This is a genomic window from Pseudomonas sp. XK-1 (assembly GCF_038069885.1).
GTDB lineage: Bacteria > Pseudomonadota > Gammaproteobacteria > Pseudomonadales > Pseudomonadaceae > Aquipseudomonas.
Window position 1 is genome coordinate 16,343 of the sequence record NZ_JBBPES010000006.1, and the last position, 18,746, is coordinate 35,088.

Genomic DNA, 18,746 nt, shown 5'->3' on the forward strand with positions numbered 1-18,746 from the left:
GAGAGTGAGTCACCATGCGAGACCATTTGACCCTGAAGCGCCTGTTGTTGAGCCTTGCCGGGCTGGCGTTGCTGCTGCTTGGCCTGCTGGGCCAGGAGTACCGCCTGTTCGAGCGGGCCTGGTTCAATGTGCAGCAGTGGCAACAGGCCGCTAAGGGTCAGCAGGTCGCCATGCTGTTGTCGAATTACCAGGTGGACATCGAAGCCAAGGTGATCGAGGGGCTGGATGATGATGTCTCGGCGCTGACCTACGACCCGGATCGCAACAGCCTGTTTACCGTGACCAACCAGAAACCGCAGTTGATCGAATTGTCGCTCGGTGGTGAGCTGCTGCGGCGTATCGACCTGCATGGCTTTGGCGATGCCGAAGCGGTCGAGTACATCAGCCAGGGCCTGTATGTGATCACCGATGAACGCCAGCAGCGCCTGATCAAGGTGCGGGTGGATGACACCACCACTGAACTGCATGCCGATCAGGCGCAGCAGTTCTCCCTGGGCATCGGCCTGAATGGCAACAAGGGCTTCGAGGGCCTGGCCTACGACTCGGCTGGCCAGCGCCTGTTTGTCGCCAAGGAACGCGACCCGATCCGCATCTATGAGATTCACGGCTTCCCTCAGCGTGATCCGCAGCGTCCTTTCGCCGTGCATGTGGTGGATGACCAGAAGCGTGACGCCGGATTGTTTGTGCGCGATCTTTCCAGCCTGCAGTTCGATGAGCGCAGCGGCCATCTGCTGGCGCTGTCCGACGAGTCGCGCCTGGTGCTGGAGCTGAATGTCGAGGGCAAGCCGATCAGTAGCCTGTCGCTGCTCCGCGGGCGCAACGGCCTGACCCGCAGCGTGCCCCAGGGCGAGGGCATCGCCATGGATAACCAGGGCGTGCTCTATCTGGTCAGCGAGCCCAACCTGTTCTATCGCTTCAAGAAACCTGAGGGCTAGGTTTTCGGCTGAGCGCGTTGACCCCCGGTTGCAGCAGGCGCGCGGTTTTCCATTCGAAACCCAGGGTCAGGCCGATGGCTGCGCAAGCCAGGCCGCCGGCTAATCCCCACCAAACGCCCTGGGCACCCCAGCCTAGGGGAAATGCCAGCAGCCAGGCCAGCGGCGCGCCCACCGCCCAGTAGCAGAACAGGCCGACCCAGAAGGTGGTCTTGGCGTCTTTGAGGCCGCGAATCGCGCCCATGGCGATGGTCTGGATGCCATCGAAGAACTCGAACCAGGCGGCAATTGCCAGCAGCGCCACGGCCAGGGCCACTACCTCGGCGTAGGCCGGGTCGCGGCGGTCGAGAAACAAGCCCACCACCCACTGCGGGGCCAGCCAGAACAGGCAGGCAAAACCCAGCATGCACAGCGCGCCCAGGCCGATGCCCAGGCGGCCGGCTTGACGCGCCTGGAGCAGGCGGCCGGCACCGAAGTGCTGACCGATACGGAAGGTCACCGCGTAGGAAATGCCCACCGGCACCATAAAGGCCACATACACCGACATGATCGCGATCTGGTGCGCCGCCAGCTGGCTGCTGCCCAGGGCCCCCATGCTTAGCGCGGCGAAGGCGAACAGTCCGGACTCCACCGCATAGGTGCCGCCAATCGGCAGGCCCAGGCGCAGCAGCTCTTTCAGCTCGTCCCACACCGGCCGCAGCAGCCCGCGCCACAGTGGGTAAGGGCTGTAGGCGCTGTGCTGCAGCACATGCCAGGCCAGCAGCAGAGCCATGACATTCATCACCACTGCGGTGACCAGGCCGATCCCGGCCAGGCCCAGGTGCGGCAAGCCGAACCAGCCCTTGATCAGGGCATAGTTGAGGACGAAGTTGGCCAGCGCCCCGCCAATGCTGATGGCCATCACCGGGCCAGGCCGGCCGATGGCGCTGGTAAAGCCGCGCAGGGCCATAAAACTCATATAGCCGGGCAGGGCAAACACCAGGGTTGAAAGAAACTGCATGCCGCCGCTGACGTTCTCCGGCTGCTGGCCGAAGTACAGCAGCGCCGGGCCCAGGTTCCACAATGCCAGGCCGGCCAGCAGCGCCAGGCCCCAGCCCAGCCACAGGCCGTTCTGGGTCAGCCGGGTCACTCCGGCGGCGTCCTGCGCGCCGTGGCGGATCGCCACCAGATTGCCGACCGAGGCAATCACCCCGACACAGAAGATCGAAACAAAAGAATAGCTGGCCGCGCCCAGGCCGCCGGCGGCCAGTTCTGCCGGGCCAAGCAGGCCCATCATCACCGTGTCGGTAAACACCATCAGCACATGGGCCAGTTGCGCGGCAATCAGCGGCCCGGCGAGTTTCAGGATGGCGCGCAGTTCGCCGCGGAGCGGATGCAGCATGATGAGTTCTACTCAGTCAGAAGGCTTGCCCGGGTGATCCGCGCAGGCAGAGAATGCGCCTATTCTCATGAGCCATCCGCAACAGCACAAAAGGATAATAGCGATGAAAGGCATGACTATTACTCATGGATTGCGGTCATGAGCCAACGCCTGCCGCCGCTCTATGCCCTGCGCGCCTTCGAGGCGGCGGCGCGGCACTGCTCCTTTACCCGTGCGGCCGAAGAACTGGCGATTACCCAGAGTGCGGTCAGCCGGCATGTGCGCACCCTGGAAGAGCACTTTGCCTGCCGCCTGTTCGAGCGCCGGGGCCGCAGCCTGCAGCTCACCGAGACGGCGCGCATGCTGCTGCCGGGGCTGCGCGATGGCTTTGAGGCGTTGGAGCGCGCCTGCAACACCTTGCGCGTCGACGACACGGTGCTGCGCCTGAAGGCCCCATCGACGCTGACCATGCGCTGGTTGCTGGCGCGCCTGTCGCGCTATCGCCTGCTCAGCGCCAGTGAGGTGCAGCTGACTAGCGCCTGGATGGATGTGGACAAGGTGGACTTCCTGCATGAGCCCTTCGACTGCGCCGTGCTGCTGAGCCAGGGCGACTTTCCGGATGAATGGGAGAGCACCGAGCTGTTCGCCGAGTGGCTGATTCCGGTGTGCGCGCCTGAGGCCTTGAATGAACAACCCTGGGATCTGCCGCGTTTGCAGACCGCCGAACTGCTGCACCCCACCCCGGATCGCCGTGACTGGCGGCAGTGGTTACAGGCCATGGGCCTGGCCGACCGGGTACCGCTCAAGGGTGGGCAGGTGTTCGATACCCTGGAGCTGGGCATGGTCGCTGCGGCGCGCGGCTATGGCGTATCGATCGGCGATCTGGTGATGGTTGCCGAGGATGTCGCCCAGGGGCGGCTGGGTCTGCCCTGGCCCTGCGCGGTGCCCAGTGGTTGCAGCTACTACCTGGTCTGGCCCAAGGCGCGCCGAGGCCAGGAGCGTTTTCGCCGTTTGCGTGATTATCTGGTGGCCGATGTGGCGGCGATGCAGTTGCCAGTGGTGGAGCGGGTGATGGAAAGCGTCCGTTAGGGCGTTTTTGCCCTGGGCGTAAAAAATATTGGACTGCCTCTTCTTGGCTTTATCAGGTAAATCTTTATAAAACAGCAGTTTATGGCATTTTTTAGAGTGGGTTGCCTGCTGCTCTCGGTCTGATTTCTTAACATGTCGCGCTTATTTGTTTGACATATTTTACGGCTTTGGCAGACTGGCCCCAGGGTTGGGACTGCCAGATGGGCGTTGTACGCGTATCTGTGGCCGCTTTGGCAGACACGACCAGCCGTAAACAGAAGGTGCGCGACAACCGTCAGCCCTTCTGCACAACAACGGCAGCCAATCCCGGCTGCCCCAAGGTGATGTATGTCCAACAACAATACGAAACAGCGCCCAGGCGCGCGTAAACCGGTTGTCCTGATGTCCATGGGCGCTCAAGAGCGCAAAGGGCATGCCTATCAAGTCATGACCCACAAATACATAACTCCCCTGGTCGAACTGTCTGGCTGCGTGCCGCTGCTGGCACCCAGCTGCTGCGGCACCGATGACATCGAGCAGTACCTGTCGATGGTCGACGGTGTCTACCTGACCGGTGCCGGCAGCAATATCGATCCGGCCCTCTACGGCCAGGAAAACCTGACCCCGAGCAAGGGCCAGGATCAGGAGCGTGACCTTTTCGATATCCCTCTGATTCGCGCAGCCCTGGCCCGTGGCCTGCCGCTGTTCGGTATCTGCCGCGGCATGCAGGAAATCAACGTGGCCCTGGGTGGCAGCATCCACCAGAAGGCTTATGAAGTGCCGGGCATCAGCGACCATCGCGAAGATCCGAGCACCTCGGTTGCCGAACAATATGCCGACCGCCACAGCGTGCGCGCGCTGCCGGGCAGCTGGTTTGCCGAGCTGATGGGGCATGCCGAGTTCCCGGTGAATTCTCTCCACGGTCAGGCCGTGGACCGCCTGGGTGCAGGCATCGAGGCCCTGGCCCATGCCGACGATGGCCTGATTGAAGCCATCCATGTGCCGGACGCGGCGCAGTTCACCCTGGCCGTGCAATGGCACCCGGAGTGGCAGGCCGCAGAGAACCCGCATTCGGTAAAGATCTTCCAGGCCTTTGGCGACGCCTGCCGTGAACAGGCCGCGCGACGCGACCAGTAAGCACGCAACCGAAATAAAGAAGCCCCGCCAATGCGGGGCTTCTTTATGGGCGCGATTCAGGCGTTGCTATTGCTGGGGCGATATTGCAGGGCTTCGGCCAGGTGAGTGCGGTTGATACTGGCTGCGCCATCCAGATCGGCCAGGGTGCGCGCCACCTTCATCACCCGGTGCGCGGCACGCAGGCTCAGGCCCAGGCGTTCGCAGGCGTTTTCCAGCCAGTGCCGGTCTTCGCTGTCGAGGCTGCAGTGTTGTTGCACGCCGGCGAGGTCCAGGTGGGCGTTGGCGCAGCCCTGGCGTACCAGTTGCTGCTGGCGCGCGCGCACCACCAGGGCGGCCAGTTCGGTGCTGCTGGGTCCGTGGTTGCTGCTGGTTTCCAGGCGGGTGGTTTCCCGCGGCACGCTCAGGTGCAGGTCGATGCGGTCGAGCAGCGGGCCGGAGAGTTTGCCGCGGTAGCGCTGGATCTGTTCGGCCGAGCAGCGGCAGCGCCCGGAAGGGTCGCCTAAATGCCCACAGGGGCAGGGATTCATCGCTGCCACCAGTTGGAAGCGCGCTGGGAAACGTACTTTGTCGCGAGCCCGGGCGATGACGATATGCCCGCTTTCCAGGGGTTCGCGTAAGACTTCCAAAACCTTGCGATCGAATTCGGGTAGCTCGTCTAAAAAAAGTACACCCTGGTGCGCCAAGGTAATTTCGCCAGGTTGCGGGCGACTGCCACCACCGACCAGTGCTGGTCCTGATGCACTGTGATGAGGTGTTCTAAAAGGTCTTTGTGGCCAGGCACTTAGCGGTGTATGGCTGGCCACGGAGTGAATGGCCGCCACTTCCAGTGCTTCCTGTTCGTCCAGCGGTGGCAGCAGGCCGGGCAAGCGGCTGGCCAGCAGGGTCTTGCCGGTGCCGGGCGGCCCGCTGAACAGTATTTCGTGCACCATTAGACCCAAAGCTTTAGAAGCGGCACAATGCCGAAAAGGGGGGACAGCTATGCCCAAGATATGGCCATACATTCGGTTCAGCAGTGAAGAGCAACGTAAAGGCGACAGCCTGCGGCGTCAGCAAGAATTAATAAACAGTTTTGCAGCTCGACCCGAAATCGTGGCGGAGGGGGCTGTAATTGATACCAGCCTAGACCTTAACGACTTGGGCGTGTCGGGGTATACCGGCAAAAACATATTGAAAGGACGATTTAAGGACTTCTTGGATGCCGTTGATAGGGGTGTAGTTAAGAGGGGGGATTACTTAGCAGTTGAGGCAATTAATCGCATTACCCGACTAGACCCAATGGAGAGCTTGCCGATTATTCTCGATTTGATGAATAAGGGCATAAAAATCGCCATTACTTCGAGTTCTCAAGTTTACAAGCAGGGTGAAGATATAACTCAGTTGTATCTAGCGTTGGGCGAGCTACAAAGAGGGTTCACTGAAAGCAAGGAAAAAGGTCGGCGAGTTCGAGAGGCTTGGAATAGTAAAAAGTTAAGAGCCTCCCAGACCGGGGAAGTAACAACGTCCCGGCTTCCTTTATGGCTTCGTGTCGTTAAGTCCACTGAGAATGGCTTTACTATCAGAACAATTGAGGAAATTCCTGAGCGGGTTGAGGTGGTTAGAGAGATATATAGGCTCTCCGATAATAATGTTGGTGCAATTGCAACAACTCGAATTCTAACAGAGAAAGGAATTCCGACATTTACCAGGGAGAATGCCAGGAAGAATCCGAACTATGGCGATTTTTGGCAGCCGTCTTACGTTAAGAAAATCCTAGAAAATAGGGCTGTTATGGGATTTTACCAGCCTATGACTTGGGAGAAACTGGAAGATAATCGTAGGCGACGTATAAACCACGGGCCAGAAATTGCTAACTACTTTCCTCAAATTATCAGCCCAGAACTCTTTCGGCGTGTCCAAGAGAAAAGGAAAGGAAGAGGTCAGGCAGGTCAGGGTAATAAGGGCAGAACATTTAGCAATCTCTTTACCAAGTTGGCCCATTGCTCAAAGTGTGGTGCTGCTGCAAACCACGTTAATAAAGGTCCTGACAAAAGGAAAGGCGGTAAATATTTGGTTTGTTATCGGGCTAAGCACGGGAGCTGTGATTATCGGTCTTGGCCTTATGAGCAAGCCGAGACAATGCTTCTAAAGTTTTTAGCTGAAGCAGATATTAAGGGTATTTTGAAAGAGCGGGATACCGTCAGTGACTTGGTTAACTCAAAGTATGAGGTCGATTCGGAAATTAGCGAGATACAAGAAATGCTCGATAATTTCAAGTCCGACTTTAAGCGGTTGCGTGGCAAGGTCAGCGACTTAGAACGGTCAATGGCTATTGAGAATGAGGGAAAGCTTGAGGAGTTAAATGAGAAGAAGAAAAAAACTGAATCGGCAATTTATCAGGCATTAGAGCAGCAGAAGGCAGACATAGATAAGGATATCGAGAGCTTGCGAGAGTTAAGTGCTACCGAAAGCGAGCAAATAGTTTTTGAGGTTCGCTCAAAGATCAATGAGCGTCTTCGGTTGATTATTGAGGATATTGTTCTAGATTTTCAAGATAGGACCGCTGAGATACACTTTAAAAATGGTGTTCGTCGGTTCCTCCACGAAGGAGGAATGTATGGGAATATCCCTCCCAAAGCCGAAGGCATTCAGAGAGAGAATGACCTTGCGGAGATATATGAATGGCAAAATCTTACAGATGAAGAGCGGGCAGAAAGGTATAAAAATGCGGGTCTTAATATAGTGCCCCTAGGTGTCGATATCTAAGGCTTTGGCCAGGGTTTGTGCTTGCGTTTGACCGTTATCGGCCTTCCTGCTTTCTTTTCCACTGAAGAAACGAGTGCCTCGATTAACTCGGCTGTCTCAGGAGAAATGCTCAATTCATTAAGATTCGTAATGGATTTGTCAATTCTATTGGCTTGCCTAGTTTCCTGCTCAATATCATTATCCTGCACTGCAAGCAGCCATTTTTGAATTTGGTTGTTGAGCATTGCTGTATATTTCCCTAGCAATTTTGCCCTTTCAATTTCCTCCTCCAATTTTTTAGTGGTATCTGTTGCTGCTTTAATCTGTCTTTGTGCCTCCTCTTGCTGTCTCTGCCAATTCTTCTGGCGTCTCCCCTGATTAGTATTTTCAGGATTGTAGTTGCCAACGTTGAGGTCGCAATATTTGAGTGTGGCACTAGTAAATGCCATTTTAAGTGTGTTTATTGTGCCTTTTTGGTCGAGGGGTCTTTGATACTTCCCATTAATTACTCGGGATACGACGAGATTTAAATGGGGATTGTTTTGCTCGTGTATATTCGCAAAGGCCTTACCCTTCAGGCTCTCGGGGGAAATACAAAGCTTTTGTGCTAGAGACAGTGCTACGTCTTTAAATATTAGCCTCCATTGCTCTACAGTAGGCTTCTTTACCGTTCCCGGAAGCACAAATGTGAAAGACTGTGCGTAGGAGTGTACAGGCCTGCCGCCTTTGGTCTTGCTGTTCTTAAGGTCAAGTTGAATGGCCTCGCTAGAACAGGCCTGAATTATTGCCTCCACATTGCCATAGAGGGGCTGTATCGTAGTCCTCCCTTTATGATTTGGGTGCTCGCTGGCAGTAAGGTATTTTAGGTAGCTAATTAGCCCGTTGTGCTTGTCCTTTACTCTCTCACTACGAACAAACCAATTTTTAATCCTGCTCACATATCCTCAAAGCGAGATAAATTTTTAAGTCTTTCTTGGAATGCTTCCCCAATACAGTGCGGGTAATTTACATGGCACTGTAAAAGGTATAAGACGTATTTTTGAAGCTTTAGGTCAAGGCAAACAAATCCAAAAACATCAACTTTCCTGTTGTTGTGAAATGCCAATAGAAACTCTCTTGTTCTAACGCCCTGATTGCTGTGGGTGTAGGCAACTTTCTCGAGGCCCAAAAAAGCCTCTATAAAGTAATCTTTGCTAAATTCTGTATTCATATATATTCTCCTTATTGTATGAATACAAATATCATGGATATTTTGTTTGTCAAGCTTGGTAAGTTATAAATTTGGAATCTTTTCAAGATAGCATAACTCTTCGAGTTATCGACTTCGTCTTGCTTCTTGGTCAGGACTTTGTCCCGACACCCTACTGATTTGACAATGAGTTTTTTTGTGGCAAATTTAATTATAGGAGGTTTAATCCGACAAGATTCGGAAACTCATAACCAAGGTGGGAAAAGTGTCGCGGGGGTTATGGGAGAGGTGCCGCTACCGTGGACTTACATAGGCGGCGAGATTTGGAGGTGGCTTTGGTTCTAATATGCTAGGGAGTATTAGATTGTTGTTCGGTGAGTGAAATCCGTAGCCTTAATACGTGTATTTGTGTCGTGGTGGCATAGATTAAAATGACAAACAAAGTTGTGGCGATATCTGTAAGGCTTTTTAAGAGGAAAACGCCAAAGTCCGAGGACTTAAATCTTGAGGACTGCCAATTGCAGGAGAGTTAAACTCTTTGAATTCCCAGATATGCATAGGCCCAACCTGAAAGCTAAACTCTCTAGCTTAAGGGAGAGTTTTGCCTTCAGGCAGGGGGTTACAAAGGGGTTAGTTGAAAATACGGGTGACTTTTTTGACGTAATAGCCCACAGAGTTAAAGTAATTTTTATAACGCCCAATGCCGTAGGTGAGAATAGCGATAAGCAAAATTAGTGCGTGTTTGGTTTTGATGCTGAAGTTGAATTCGCCGTAACATTCAACGTTGTATGGTGGAGTGCCCTCACAAAAAGGATATCCGCTATACAAATACATACTATTCGTCAAGCTCCAAAAGAATCCGCCGCGTGGGTCATAGCCACTCGATATCAATAGTAGAACGAATGTTAATGCTATGGAAATTGATATGTATATGGCTCCTTCGTGTTTATAGCTATTCTTCGTGTTCGGCTCAGGAGATTTAGATATTACTTCGGCGGTTTTCACTGTGGGGGTTGTTGTGGGGGGCGTTGAGTCAATTGCTATTATGCACTCAACCCCAGCCTGTTCCATTCTGGATTTGATTTTATTTGCAAGATTTAAATCTACAGCCCTTTTTATTGTGGCTTTGCTTCTAATTAGGCTTTCGATTTCGGTGGGCTGTTTATCAAGAAATATCGACGATAGGCTCTCAATAGTTTCCTCCATTGAGTCCCGTAAGATATTCCCGGATAGGGAGACAATATATTTTTGCTCCATTGGTTGCCTGCTCCCTGCCCGATTAATAATCTGAGTTGTAAATATCGTTATTCTCGTACGGTTGCATAGTGTCGGTGTTTAGGCCCCTAGTTCTATCTCTATCCAGAGCCTGGCCTCCACCAGGCGCAATGGATTGACCACCGCCGGGGGCAATTGACTGGCCACCACCTGGGCCTATAGATAGGCCGCCGCCAGGCCCAATGGATAATCCGCCGCCAGGTGCAATCGACTTTCCGCCACCAGGGGCAATCGAATCACAGCCACCGGGGCCAATCGAGTTAGGGACGCAGTCACGCCACGCTTCTGCATTGGCGACACCTGAACAAGCGAGCAGCGTTATTAGTAACCCTGAAAGTTTCATTTTGTTATCTCCGTCTTAGTGTTGAGACGCTACCCCTAACGACACGTCCTGTCCAACCGCCATACGCACGGATAGCAAGTCTCCGCACGTCTGACGGTTCCAACAGTAATGGGGTCTAATGGTTGACTAAAAGAAGTAGATTGTGCGAGCCGGCCGCGGCCACCAGCAGGGCGCGCTTGGCGGCGATCTGGCCCTGCACTTCGGCAAGGTCCGGGTAGGGCAGCACCTGGCGCAGCAGGCCCTGGGCCTGATAGGGCGCGATGGGCGTCTGGCCATTGAGATGGGCGGCGACTTCGAGCAGGTGCTCCACCGCGATCACGTCCAGCCCCGAGGCCAGGCTGGCTTCTTCGGCGTTGGCCTTGGGCACCATTAAGGTGCGGCCGGCGGCGCGGGCGGCCAGTGCGGCGGGCAGCACGCCCTGTACTGGGCGAATCGCCCCGGACAGCGCCAGCTCGCCAAGGCATTCGAGCTGCTCCAATGCGCTGGCCGGCACCTGGCCGCTGGCGGCGAGAATGCCCAAGGCAATCGCCAGGTCGAAACGCCCGCCGTCCTTGGGTAGATCCGCCGGGGCCAGATTGAGGGTGATGCGTCTGGGCGGGAACTCGAAGGCGCAGTTGAGGATGGCGCTGCGCACCCGGTCCTTGCTTTCCTTGACCGCTGTTTCCGGCAGGCCGACCAGGGCCAGGGAAGGCAGGCCGTTGGCCAGATGGGCCTCGACCGTCACTGCCGGAGCTTCGACGCCGACTTGGGCGCGGCTGTGGACTATGGCCAGGGACATCGATCACTCCTTGATCGGCTGAGGCATCCGCTGCGGGTGTTACTCGTGGGTGGCGGCGGCTTCTGGGCTGCGGGCTTCCATCTCGGCGACTTTGGCTTCTAGGGCTTCCAGGCGGGCACGGGTGCGGGCCAGTACGACCATCTGGCTGTCGAATTCGTCGCGGCTGACCAGGTCGAGCTTGCTGAAGCCGCTTTGCAGCAACAGCTTGAACTGGGCTTCCAGCTCGCTGCGTGGCAGCGGGCTGTCGCTGTTGAACAGGCGGGAGGCCTGATGGCTAAGGGCGTCGAGCAAGGCTTTGGGTGGCAGCATGGTGAGGTTCCGGTAACAGATGGTCGCCAGTGTAGCACGCAGTGCCGGACGGCTTGCCTGGGCGAGACTGGCGCACTGGGCGGGCGCGCTGCACGCTTTTCGCGCGTGGGGTGGCAGGGTGTCGCACCATTGTTGTGCGTTGATTGCGTCCAAATGTCCGCGATAAGCCCCTGTTTGGTGGCTAACTACATGAAATAAGTGGCTTTTACGGGAGTTGGCAGGCTTTCTGCTTTGTCTCTTGCGACGCATGCTCCGATGCAGTTCCGGTGCGTCAGGCGAAGCGGGGAAGTGCTTCGCCGGGATCTGTTGGTGAGCATCGGTGCCGCTGGGTCAGGGCCGCGATGCATTACAAAAGCCAGACACTGCGCTTAGACTTGAGTCGGGTTCGTAATTCCTGGGGCAAGTCCACCTTACACGGGAGAAAGTTACATGAAGCTAGTCACTGCCATCATCAAGCCGTTCAAGCTGGACGACGTCCGTGAGTCACTGTCGGAGATCGGCGTGCAGGGCATCACTGTCACTGAAGTCAAAGGCTTCGGTCGTCAGAAAGGCCATACCGAGTTGTACCGCGGTGCCGAATACGTGGTCGATTTTTTGCCGAAGGTGAAAATCGACGTGGCCATCGCTGACGATCAGCTCGATCGTGTGATCGAGGCCATTACCAAGGCCGCCAACACCGGCAAGATCGGTGACGGCAAGATTTTCGTTGTAAACCTGGAACAGGCGATCCGCATCCGTACCGGCGAAACCGATACCGACGCGATCTAAACGCCCTTCGAACCCCACACGCCCCAGGAGTTAAACCATGACTCTGCGAAAAATCGCAGGGCTAGGAGCCCTTTTGTCTCTCGTTCCTGGCTTTGCCATGGCCGAAGAGGCAAGCCTGAGCAGCGGCGACACAGCCTGGATGCTGGTGGCCACTGTGCTGGTGCTGTTTATGACCATTCCCGGTCTGGCACTGTTCTATGCCGGCATGGTGCGTTCCAAGAACGTGCTGTCGGTGTTGATGCAGTGCTTTGCCGTGACCGGTCTGATCAGCATCCTGTGGGTCGTTTACGGCTACAGCCTGGCATTTGACACCACCGGCATGGAGCAGGGTGTGGTCAATCTCAACTCCTTTGTCGGCGGTTTCTCCAAAGCCTTCCTCAGTGGTCTGACCCTGGACAGCCTGGTGGCCACGGTGCCGGAGTCGGTGTTCATCACCTTCCAGATGACCTTTGCCATTATCACTCCCGCCCTGATCGTCGGAGCCTTTGCCGAGCGCATGAAGTTCTCGGCCATGCTGATCTTCATGGCGGTGTGGTTCACCCTGGTCTATGCGCCCATCGCGCATATGGTCTGGGCCGGCGACGGCGCACTGATGTGGGACTGGGGTGTGCTGGACTTCGCGGGTGGCACCGTGGTGCACATCAACGCGGGTATTGCCGGGCTGGTGGCCTGTCTGGTGTTGGGCAAGCGCAAGGGCTTCCCGACTACCGCCATGCCGCCGCACAACCTCGGCTACACCCTGATCGGCGCAAGCATGCTCTGGGTCGGCTGGTTCGGCTTCAACGCCGGCTCGGCTCTGGCCGCCAACGGCAGCGCTGGTATGGCCATGCTGGTGACCCAGATTGCCACTGCCACCGCGGCGCTGAGCTGGATGTTCGCCGAGTGGATCACCCATCGCAAACCCAGCGTGCTGGGCATTGCTTCGGGTGCGGTGGCGGGCCTGGTGGCCATCACTCCGGCGTCCGGTACGGCCGGTCCCATGGGGGCCCTGGCGATCGGCCTGGCCAGCGGGGTGATCTGCTTCTTCTGTGCCACCAGCCTGAAACGCAAACTGGGTTATGACGACTCTCTGGACGTTTTCGGCGTGCATGCCGTGGGCGGTATCGTCGGGGCTATTCTCACCGGGGCGTTCGCCGCGCCGGCGCTGGGTGGCTTTGGCGAAGTGGAGAACATTCCTGCGCAGTTGTGGGTGCAGTTCGAGGGGGTGGCCTTCACGGTGGTGTACACCGCGCTGGTGACCTTCGTGATCCTGAAAGTGATCGACCTAGTAATGGGCCTGCGTGTCAGTGACGAGGAAGAGACCATCGGCCTCGATCTCGCCCTGCATAACGAGCGCGGCTACAACCTGTAAGCACACGGAGCGCGTCCGGAGCCAACCCCGGACGCCTTAACCGAATAGCGCTATAAAGCGCACGGCAAGAGGTGAACCATGGACAACACAGCATTGACTGCACTGCAGTACGGTTTTGATACCTTCTACTTTTTGGTTTGCGGCGCCCTGGTGATGTGGATGGCAGCGGGTTTTGCCATGCTCGAATCCGGGTTGGTGCGGGCCAAGAACACCACCGAGATTCTCACCAAGAACATCGCCCTGTACGCAGTGGCCAGCGTGATGTACCTGGTGATCGGCTACCACATCATGTACTCCAGCCCGGAAGGCGGCATTCTGCCAAGCCTGGGCTTCCTGCTGGGTGAAGAGAACAGCGTCGAGTCGGTTCTGGCCGGCGGTGATGACGCGCCCTACTACTCGGCCCGTTCCGACTTCTTCTTCCAGGTGGTGTTTGCCGCGACCTGCATGTCGATTGTCTCCGGTGCCGTGGCCGAGCGCATGAAGCTGTGGGCCTTCCTGGCTTTCGCCGTGGTCATGACCGGTTTCATCTACCCGGTACAGGGCTTCTGGAAATGGGGTTCGGGCTTCCTCAACGAAGCGGGCTTCCTCGACTTCGCCGGTTCCGGTGTGGTGCATATGGCCGGTGCTGCCGCTGCTCTGGCTGGCGTGCTGCTGCTGGGTGCGCGTAAGGGCAAGTACGGTGCCAATGGCCAGGTCAACGCCATTCCGGGTGCCAACCTGCCGATGGCAGCCCTGGGTACCTTTATCCTGTGGATGGGCTGGTTCGGTTTCAACGGCGGCTCGCAGCTGAAGATGAGCACCATCGAAGACGCCAACGCCGTGGCCAACGTGTTCGTTAACACCAACATGTCCGCTGCCGGCGGTCTGATTGCGGCGCTGATCGTGGCGCGTATCCTGTTCGGCAAGGCTGACCTGACCATGGCCCTCAACGGTGCCCTGGCTGGCCTGGTGGCCATCACCGCCGAGCCGCTGACCCCGACTGCCCTGCAAGCAACCCTGATCGGTGGCGTGGGTGGCGTGCTGGTGGTGTTCTCCATCCTCGGCCTGGACAAGCTCAAGCTCGACGATCCAGTCGGTGCCATCTCCGTCCACGGTGTGGTCGGTATCTGGGGCCTGCTGGCTGTCTGCCTGACCAACAGCGACTCCAGCCTGGGTGCCCAGCTGCTGGGTATCGGTGCGATCTTCGCCTGGGTGTTTATCGCCAGCCTGATCGTCTGGTCCATCATCAAGCTGGTGATCGGCCTGCGCGTTACCGAGGAAGAAGAATACGAAGGCGTGGACATCGCCGAGTGCGGTATGGAAGCCTATCCGGAGTTCACCAAGAACTGATTGTCCGGAGTTTCGACGAGGGCGCCTTTATGGCGCCCTTTGTTTTTTCTGCGGGCCGTCAGAGCCTGCCGGAGTTTGCGCACGCTGCTGTTGTGATGCACCGGCAACAGACCCTAGAATGCGCGCCGTTGAGCGCAGATCGCCGATGCGTAGCGCTCAATCCGGGCAAGGCCACAGGATTTTTTTCCAGCGACGTTAGAAAGCTGACGCAGCTGGGCTATAACTACTCTGCTTTTCGCAAGTCATGAGGTTGAACATGAGCGACGAAGATCTGGAACACGACGAACTGGAAGGCGCTGACGAGGACGACGGCGAGGAACTGGCCGCCGCCGACGATGGCGACAGTGTGGATGATGACGGTGACGACGAAGTCGTACCCGCCAGCAAAAGCAAGAAGGTCAAGGCTGCCGTTGACGTCGAGGAGCTGCCCAGCATCGAAGCCAAGCAGAAAGAGCGCGATGCCCTGGCCCGCGCCATGGAAGAGTTTCTTTCCCGCGGCGGCAAGGTGCAGGAAGTCGAGCCGAATGTGGTCTCCGATCCGCCCAAGAAGCCGGATAGCAAATATGGCAGCCGCCCCATTTAAGCGGTTGGCATAGCGCAAAAAGCCCGCATGGCAGACGCCGTGCGGGCTTTTTTGTGGCTTTTCCTCGTCCACTGCTGCGTTCAGGTGCCGGCACCTAAGTGTGAAGGGATCTGATTTCGTAGGGTGCGCTGTGCGCACCAGTTCTAGCTGTCGACTCTTGGTGCACGCGGCGCACCCTCTCCTGGGTGGCTCCTGCAAGCAGTGTCACCCTCTTCGGGCCGTCGCTGCGCGACGTAGGGCTTGTGGGCGCGGCTCTATCGGTTTACGCCCAGCTATGCAGCAGCGCGGGCAATTCGGCGAGGCTGCGAATCTGCCCGTCCGGGGTGTTGTCGGCCTCCCAGGCCTTGCCCTGGGGGTTGAACCAGATGGCGCGCAGGCCGGCGGCCTGGGCCCCGGCGATATCGTCGCTGGGGTGGTCGCCGATATGCACCGCATGCTCGGCGGCGATTCCTGCGCGTCTGAGGGCTTCCTGGAAGGGCTTGGGATCGGGCTTGCCGACCCCCAGCTCCTCGGCGCACAGGGCGAACTGGAAGTAATCGGCCAGGCCCAGGCGGCGCACATCGGCATTGCCGTTGGTGATCACTCCGAGCTGGAAGCGGTTGGCCAGGGTTTCCAGGGTCGGATGCACTTCGGCGAACAGCTCGACCTGATGGCGCGCCGCGAGGAACACCTGGAAGCCGGCCTCGGCCAGCACCTGGGCATCGCTGTGCGGGTAACCGGCGTTCTCCAGGGCCTGGAACAGAATGCGCCGGCGCAGCTCACTGAGGCGGTGCTTGAGCATCGGCTCGGCCTGCAGCAGGCCGGCACGGATGGTCCACAGATGCTCCACCGGCACCGCACCCAGGCGTGGCGCATGCATGGCCAGCCAGTTGCGCAGCGCCGCCTCGGCGTCCTGCATCACTGGAGTGACATCCCACAGGGTGTCGTCGAGGTCGAAGGTAATCAGCTGGATGCTCATTCTGTGCTGCCTTTGCGTTTGGCTCGGGGGTGGGCCTTGTCATAGACCGTGGCCAGGTGCTGGAAATCCAGGTGGGTGTAGACCTGGGTGGTGGCGATATCGGCGTGGCCGAGCAGTTCCTGCACCGCGCGCAGGTCCTGGGATGATTCCAGCATATGGCTGGCGAAACTGTGGCGCAGCATATGCGGGTGCAGGTGCTGACCGAGTTCGCGCACGCCGGCCTGGCGTACCCGCAGCTGCACCGCGCGCGGGCCGATGCGGCGGCCTTGCTGGCTGATAAAGACCGCGCCGTCGCTCGGGTTGGCCAGCGCGCGCAGCGGTAGCCACTGTTCCATGGCCTGGCGCGCCATGCGTCCGAGCGGCAGTTCGCGGGTCTTGTTGCCCTTGCCGAGCACCCGCACCAGACCGGCGGGCAGATCCAGGCCGTCGAGGTTGAGGCTGACCAGCTCCGACAGGCGCAGGCCCGAGGAGTAGAACAGCTCAAGCATGGCCTGGTCGCGGCGGGCGATAAAGTCGTCCTCCAGCGCGCCGTCGAGCAGTTGCGCGGCGCGGTCGGTGTCCAGGGTTCTGGGTAGGCGGCGTTCGCCCTTGGGCGGGCTCAGGCCGCTGGCCGGGTCGCTCTGGCAGTGGCCTTCGCGGATCAGGTAGCGGTACAGGCCGCGGGTCGCCGAGAGCAGGCGCGCCAGGCTGCGGCTGGATTGCCCCTGCATATTCAGGCGGCCGACCATACGCCGTAGGCGCGCGGTATCGAGCGCGGCCCAGCTGTCGATCTGCTCCTGGGTGCAGAACGCCAACAGCGTGCTCAGGTCGTGGCGATAACCGGTGAGGGTGTGTGGCGACAGCTGGCGCTCGCTGCGCAGGTGTTCGAGGTAGGCGTCAAGAGCAGCTTCAAGCTTCAAGCGGCAAGCTCCGTAGGATGGGTTAGCGGCGCGTGGCGCAAGATTCATGTGCCAGATATTAATCGTGCGCCGCGTAACCCATCGCGGCGATTTTGATGGGTGTCATGAGGTGCATCCATGCACCTCACCCTGCGGGCCGCTAAAGCGGTGCAAAACGGCATCCTGCCGTTTTGTCGCTTTGCTCAACCTGGGCGGTCCCACCCATCCTACGGGTCAGCGTACCGAACGCAGCGGCGTGGCGAAACCCGGTACGACGCGGGCCAGTACTTCGGCGATATAGCCGAGGAACAGGGTGCCCAGGGAGCTCTTGTAGTGTTGCGGGTCAGTGCTGCCGATCGCCAGTACGCCGTGCAGGCCCTGAAAGGACAGTGCCACCACCGCGGCGGAGCCGACCTGGGTACCTTCCGCGCCGAACAGGAAACTCAGTTCATGTTCGCGCAGCACGCCGCAGATGGTCTTGCCACCGGCCAGCAGGCCGCCGATGGCCTGGTGCGCTTCGGCGCTGCTGACCGAACGGCCCACCGGCAAGGCGGCGTCGCTGAACAGGATCAGGCTGACGAAGGGCACCTGGAATTCGCTGCGCAGGCTGTCTTCGACACAGCTGACCACTTCTTCCAGGCTGCTGGCGTCGAGCAGATCGAGCACCAGGCGACGGGTCTTGTCGAACAGGCGGTCGTTGTCGCGGGCCACGTCCATCAGTTGCGAGAGGCGATGGCGCATCTCGATATTGCGCTCGCGCAGCAGTTTGACCTGACGCTCGACCAGCGACACGGTGTCGCCGCGCTGGTGCGGAATACGCAGCTCGGGGATCAGCTCGTCGTGGTCGATAAAGAATTCCGGATGCAGGCGCAGGTAGGCGGCGACTGTTTCCGAATCCAGTGGTTTGGGTGAATCCTGCTTGTCGGTCATAGGCGAACCTGTCCTTCGTACACGCGTACCGCGGGTCCGGTCATCATAACGGGCTGACCTGGGCCTGCCCACTCGATGGACAGCTTGCCGCCCGGCAGTTCGATCTGCACCGGCGAATCCATCCAGCCCTGGCTGATCGCCGCTACGGCCGCGGCGCAGGCACCGGTACCGCAGGCCTGGGTTTCCCCGGCACCGCGTTCCCAGACGCGCAGCTTGGCGCGCTGGCGATCCAGCACCTGGAGGAAACCGACATTGACCCGCTGCGGAAAGCGCGGATGGTGTTCGAGTTTCGCGCCCAGGCTGTGTACCGGCGCAGTGTCGACGCTGTCGACGCGCAGCACGGCATGGGGGTTGCCCATGGACACGGCGGCCAGTTCGACGTTCAACCCGTCGACCTCGACCACATAGCTCAGCGCCTGCTGCTCGGCCTGGAACGGGATATCGGCCGGCACCAGTCGCGGCGGGCCCATGTTGACGCTGATCTGGCCGTCGCTGCGTACGTCCAGCTCGATGATGCCGCCCTTGGTTTCCACGCGCATCTGCCGCTTTACCGTCAGGCGCTTGTCCAGCACGAAGCGGGCGAAGCAGCGCGCACCGTTGCCGCACTGCTCCACTTCCGAGCCGTCGGCATTGAAGATGCGGTAGCGGAAGTCGACGTCCGGGTTGCTCGGCGGCTCGACGATCAGCAGCTGATCGAAGCCCACGCCGGTGTGGCGGTCGCCCCACTGCTTGGCGTTCTTCGGCTGGATATGTGCGTGCTGGCTGACCAGGTCGAGGACCATAAAGTCGTTGCCGAGGCCGTGCATCTTGGTAAAGCGCAATAACATGAGCTTGTCC

Annotated in this window: 17 protein-coding genes and 2 pseudogenes; 8 read left to right on the forward strand and 11 right to left on the reverse strand. The window is 58.6% G+C overall.

The genetic code is table 11. The features are described 5' to 3' along the window. Positions 1–14 precede the first annotated feature (14 nt). Positions 15–935: an SdiA-regulated domain-containing protein gene (locus WMW70_RS16155; RefSeq protein ID WP_341438493.1), complete on the forward strand. Its 921-nt coding sequence runs from the start codon at positions 15–17 to the stop codon at positions 933–935. Here WMW70_RS16155 and WMW70_RS16160 read toward each other — a convergent pair. Then, positions 916–2,313, reverse strand: a complete 1,398-nt coding sequence (locus WMW70_RS16160) for a NorM family multidrug efflux MATE transporter (protein WP_341438494.1) — start codon at positions 2,311–2,313, stop codon at positions 916–918. The genes WMW70_RS16155 and WMW70_RS16160 overlap by 20 nt on opposite strands. 138 nt (positions 2,314–2,451) lie before the next feature. On the opposite strand from WMW70_RS16160, the gene WMW70_RS16165 reads away from it, so the two are divergent. After that, the gene (locus WMW70_RS16165; RefSeq protein ID WP_341438495.1) at positions 2,452–3,381 is read left to right on the forward strand and encodes a LysR substrate-binding domain-containing protein; all 930 of its coding nucleotides are present in this window, start codon (positions 2,452–2,454) and stop codon (positions 3,379–3,381) included. Positions 3,382–3,708: 327 nt separating this feature from the next. Then, positions 3,709–4,497: a gamma-glutamyl-gamma-aminobutyrate hydrolase family protein gene (locus WMW70_RS16170; protein ID WP_341438496.1), complete on the forward strand. Its 789-nt coding sequence runs from the start codon at positions 3,709–3,711 to the stop codon at positions 4,495–4,497. Positions 4,498–4,553: 56 nt separating this feature from the next. Here the strand turns inward: WMW70_RS16170 and WMW70_RS16175 are convergent. Further along, positions 4,554–5,420: pseudogene (locus tag WMW70_RS16175) on the reverse strand (YifB family Mg chelatase-like AAA ATPase); the annotation flags it as partial. A gap of 55 nt (positions 5,421–5,475) precedes the next feature. On the opposite strand from WMW70_RS16175, the gene WMW70_RS16180 reads away from it, so the two are divergent. Beyond that, complete coding sequence (locus tag WMW70_RS16180; RefSeq protein ID WP_341438497.1) at positions 5,476–7,239, forward strand: recombinase family protein; 1,764 nt, start codon at positions 5,476–5,478, stop codon at positions 7,237–7,239. Here WMW70_RS16180 and WMW70_RS16185 read toward each other — a convergent pair. The 5 genes and pseudogenes from WMW70_RS16185 to WMW70_RS16205 form a co-directional block, all read right to left on the reverse strand. Further along, the gene (locus tag WMW70_RS16185) at positions 7,236–8,156 is read right to left on the reverse strand and encodes a hypothetical protein (RefSeq protein WP_341438498.1); all 921 of its coding nucleotides are present in this window, start codon (positions 8,154–8,156) and stop codon (positions 7,236–7,238) included. The genes WMW70_RS16180 and WMW70_RS16185 overlap by 4 nt on opposite strands. Continuing rightward, on the reverse strand, positions 8,153–8,428 hold the full coding sequence (locus tag WMW70_RS16190; RefSeq protein ID WP_341438499.1) for a hypothetical protein: 276 nt from the start codon (positions 8,426–8,428) through the stop codon (positions 8,153–8,155). Before WMW70_RS16190 ends, WMW70_RS16185 begins: the two co-directional genes overlap by 4 nt. 609 nt (positions 8,429–9,037) lie before the next feature. Then, positions 9,038–9,664: a hypothetical protein gene (locus tag WMW70_RS16195; protein ID WP_341438500.1), complete on the reverse strand. Its 627-nt coding sequence runs from the start codon at positions 9,662–9,664 to the stop codon at positions 9,038–9,040. Between the two features lie 491 nt (positions 9,665–10,155). Continuing rightward, positions 10,156–10,803 (reverse strand): annotated as a pseudogene (locus WMW70_RS16200) (magnesium chelatase domain-containing protein); the annotation flags it as partial. 39 nt (positions 10,804–10,842) lie between these two features. Beyond that, entirely contained in the window at positions 10,843–11,112 is a 270-nt protein-coding gene (locus WMW70_RS16205) for an accessory factor UbiK family protein (protein WP_341438501.1), read from the reverse strand. A 429-nt stretch (positions 11,113–11,541) separates the two neighbouring features. Here WMW70_RS16205 and glnK point away from each other — a divergent pair, with 429 nt between their 5' ends. The 4 genes from glnK to sutA all read left to right on the forward strand — a co-directional run bounded on the left by glnK (position 11,542) and on the right by sutA (position 15,143). Beyond that, positions 11,542–11,880: a P-II family nitrogen regulator gene (gene glnK / locus WMW70_RS16210; RefSeq protein WP_003096476.1), complete on the forward strand. Its 339-nt coding sequence runs from the start codon at positions 11,542–11,544 to the stop codon at positions 11,878–11,880. A 37-nt stretch (positions 11,881–11,917) separates the two neighbouring features. Continuing rightward, a complete protein-coding gene (locus WMW70_RS16215; RefSeq protein ID WP_341438502.1) occupies positions 11,918–13,231 on the forward strand; it encodes an ammonium transporter in 1,314 nt (437 codons plus the stop codon). 78 nt (positions 13,232–13,309) lie between these two features. Continuing rightward, complete coding sequence (locus WMW70_RS16220) at positions 13,310–14,560, forward strand: ammonium transporter (protein ID WP_341438503.1); 1,251 nt, start codon at positions 13,310–13,312, stop codon at positions 14,558–14,560. A gap of 256 nt (positions 14,561–14,816) precedes the next feature. Beyond that, positions 14,817–15,143 (forward strand): transcriptional regulator SutA, encoded by a 327-nt coding sequence (sutA, locus tag WMW70_RS16225; protein WP_341438504.1) that lies wholly within the window; start codon positions 14,817–14,819, stop codon positions 15,141–15,143. 262 nt (positions 15,144–15,405) lie between these two features. Here the strand turns inward: sutA and WMW70_RS16230 are convergent, their stop codons facing one another. The 4 genes from WMW70_RS16230 to dapF form a co-directional block, all read right to left on the reverse strand. After that, positions 15,406–16,101 (reverse strand): HAD family hydrolase, encoded by a 696-nt coding sequence (locus WMW70_RS16230; RefSeq protein WP_341438505.1) that lies wholly within the window; start codon positions 16,099–16,101, stop codon positions 15,406–15,408. Beyond that, positions 16,098–17,048 carry a tyrosine recombinase XerC gene (xerC, locus tag WMW70_RS16235; RefSeq protein WP_341438506.1) on the reverse strand — a complete coding sequence of 317 codons (951 nt, stop codon included), beginning with the start codon at positions 17,046–17,048 and terminating at the stop codon, positions 16,098–16,100. The genes WMW70_RS16230 and xerC overlap by 4 nt, the downstream gene beginning before the upstream one ends. A 165-nt stretch (positions 17,049–17,213) precedes the next feature. Next, positions 17,214–17,909 (reverse strand): DUF484 family protein, encoded by a 696-nt coding sequence (locus WMW70_RS16240; RefSeq protein ID WP_341438507.1) that lies wholly within the window; start codon positions 17,907–17,909, stop codon positions 17,214–17,216. Continuing rightward, entirely contained in the window at positions 17,906–18,736 is an 831-nt protein-coding gene (gene dapF / locus WMW70_RS16245; protein ID WP_341438508.1) for a diaminopimelate epimerase, read from the reverse strand. Before dapF ends, WMW70_RS16240 begins: the two co-directional genes overlap by 4 nt. Positions 18,737–18,746: the final 10 nt, after the last annotated feature.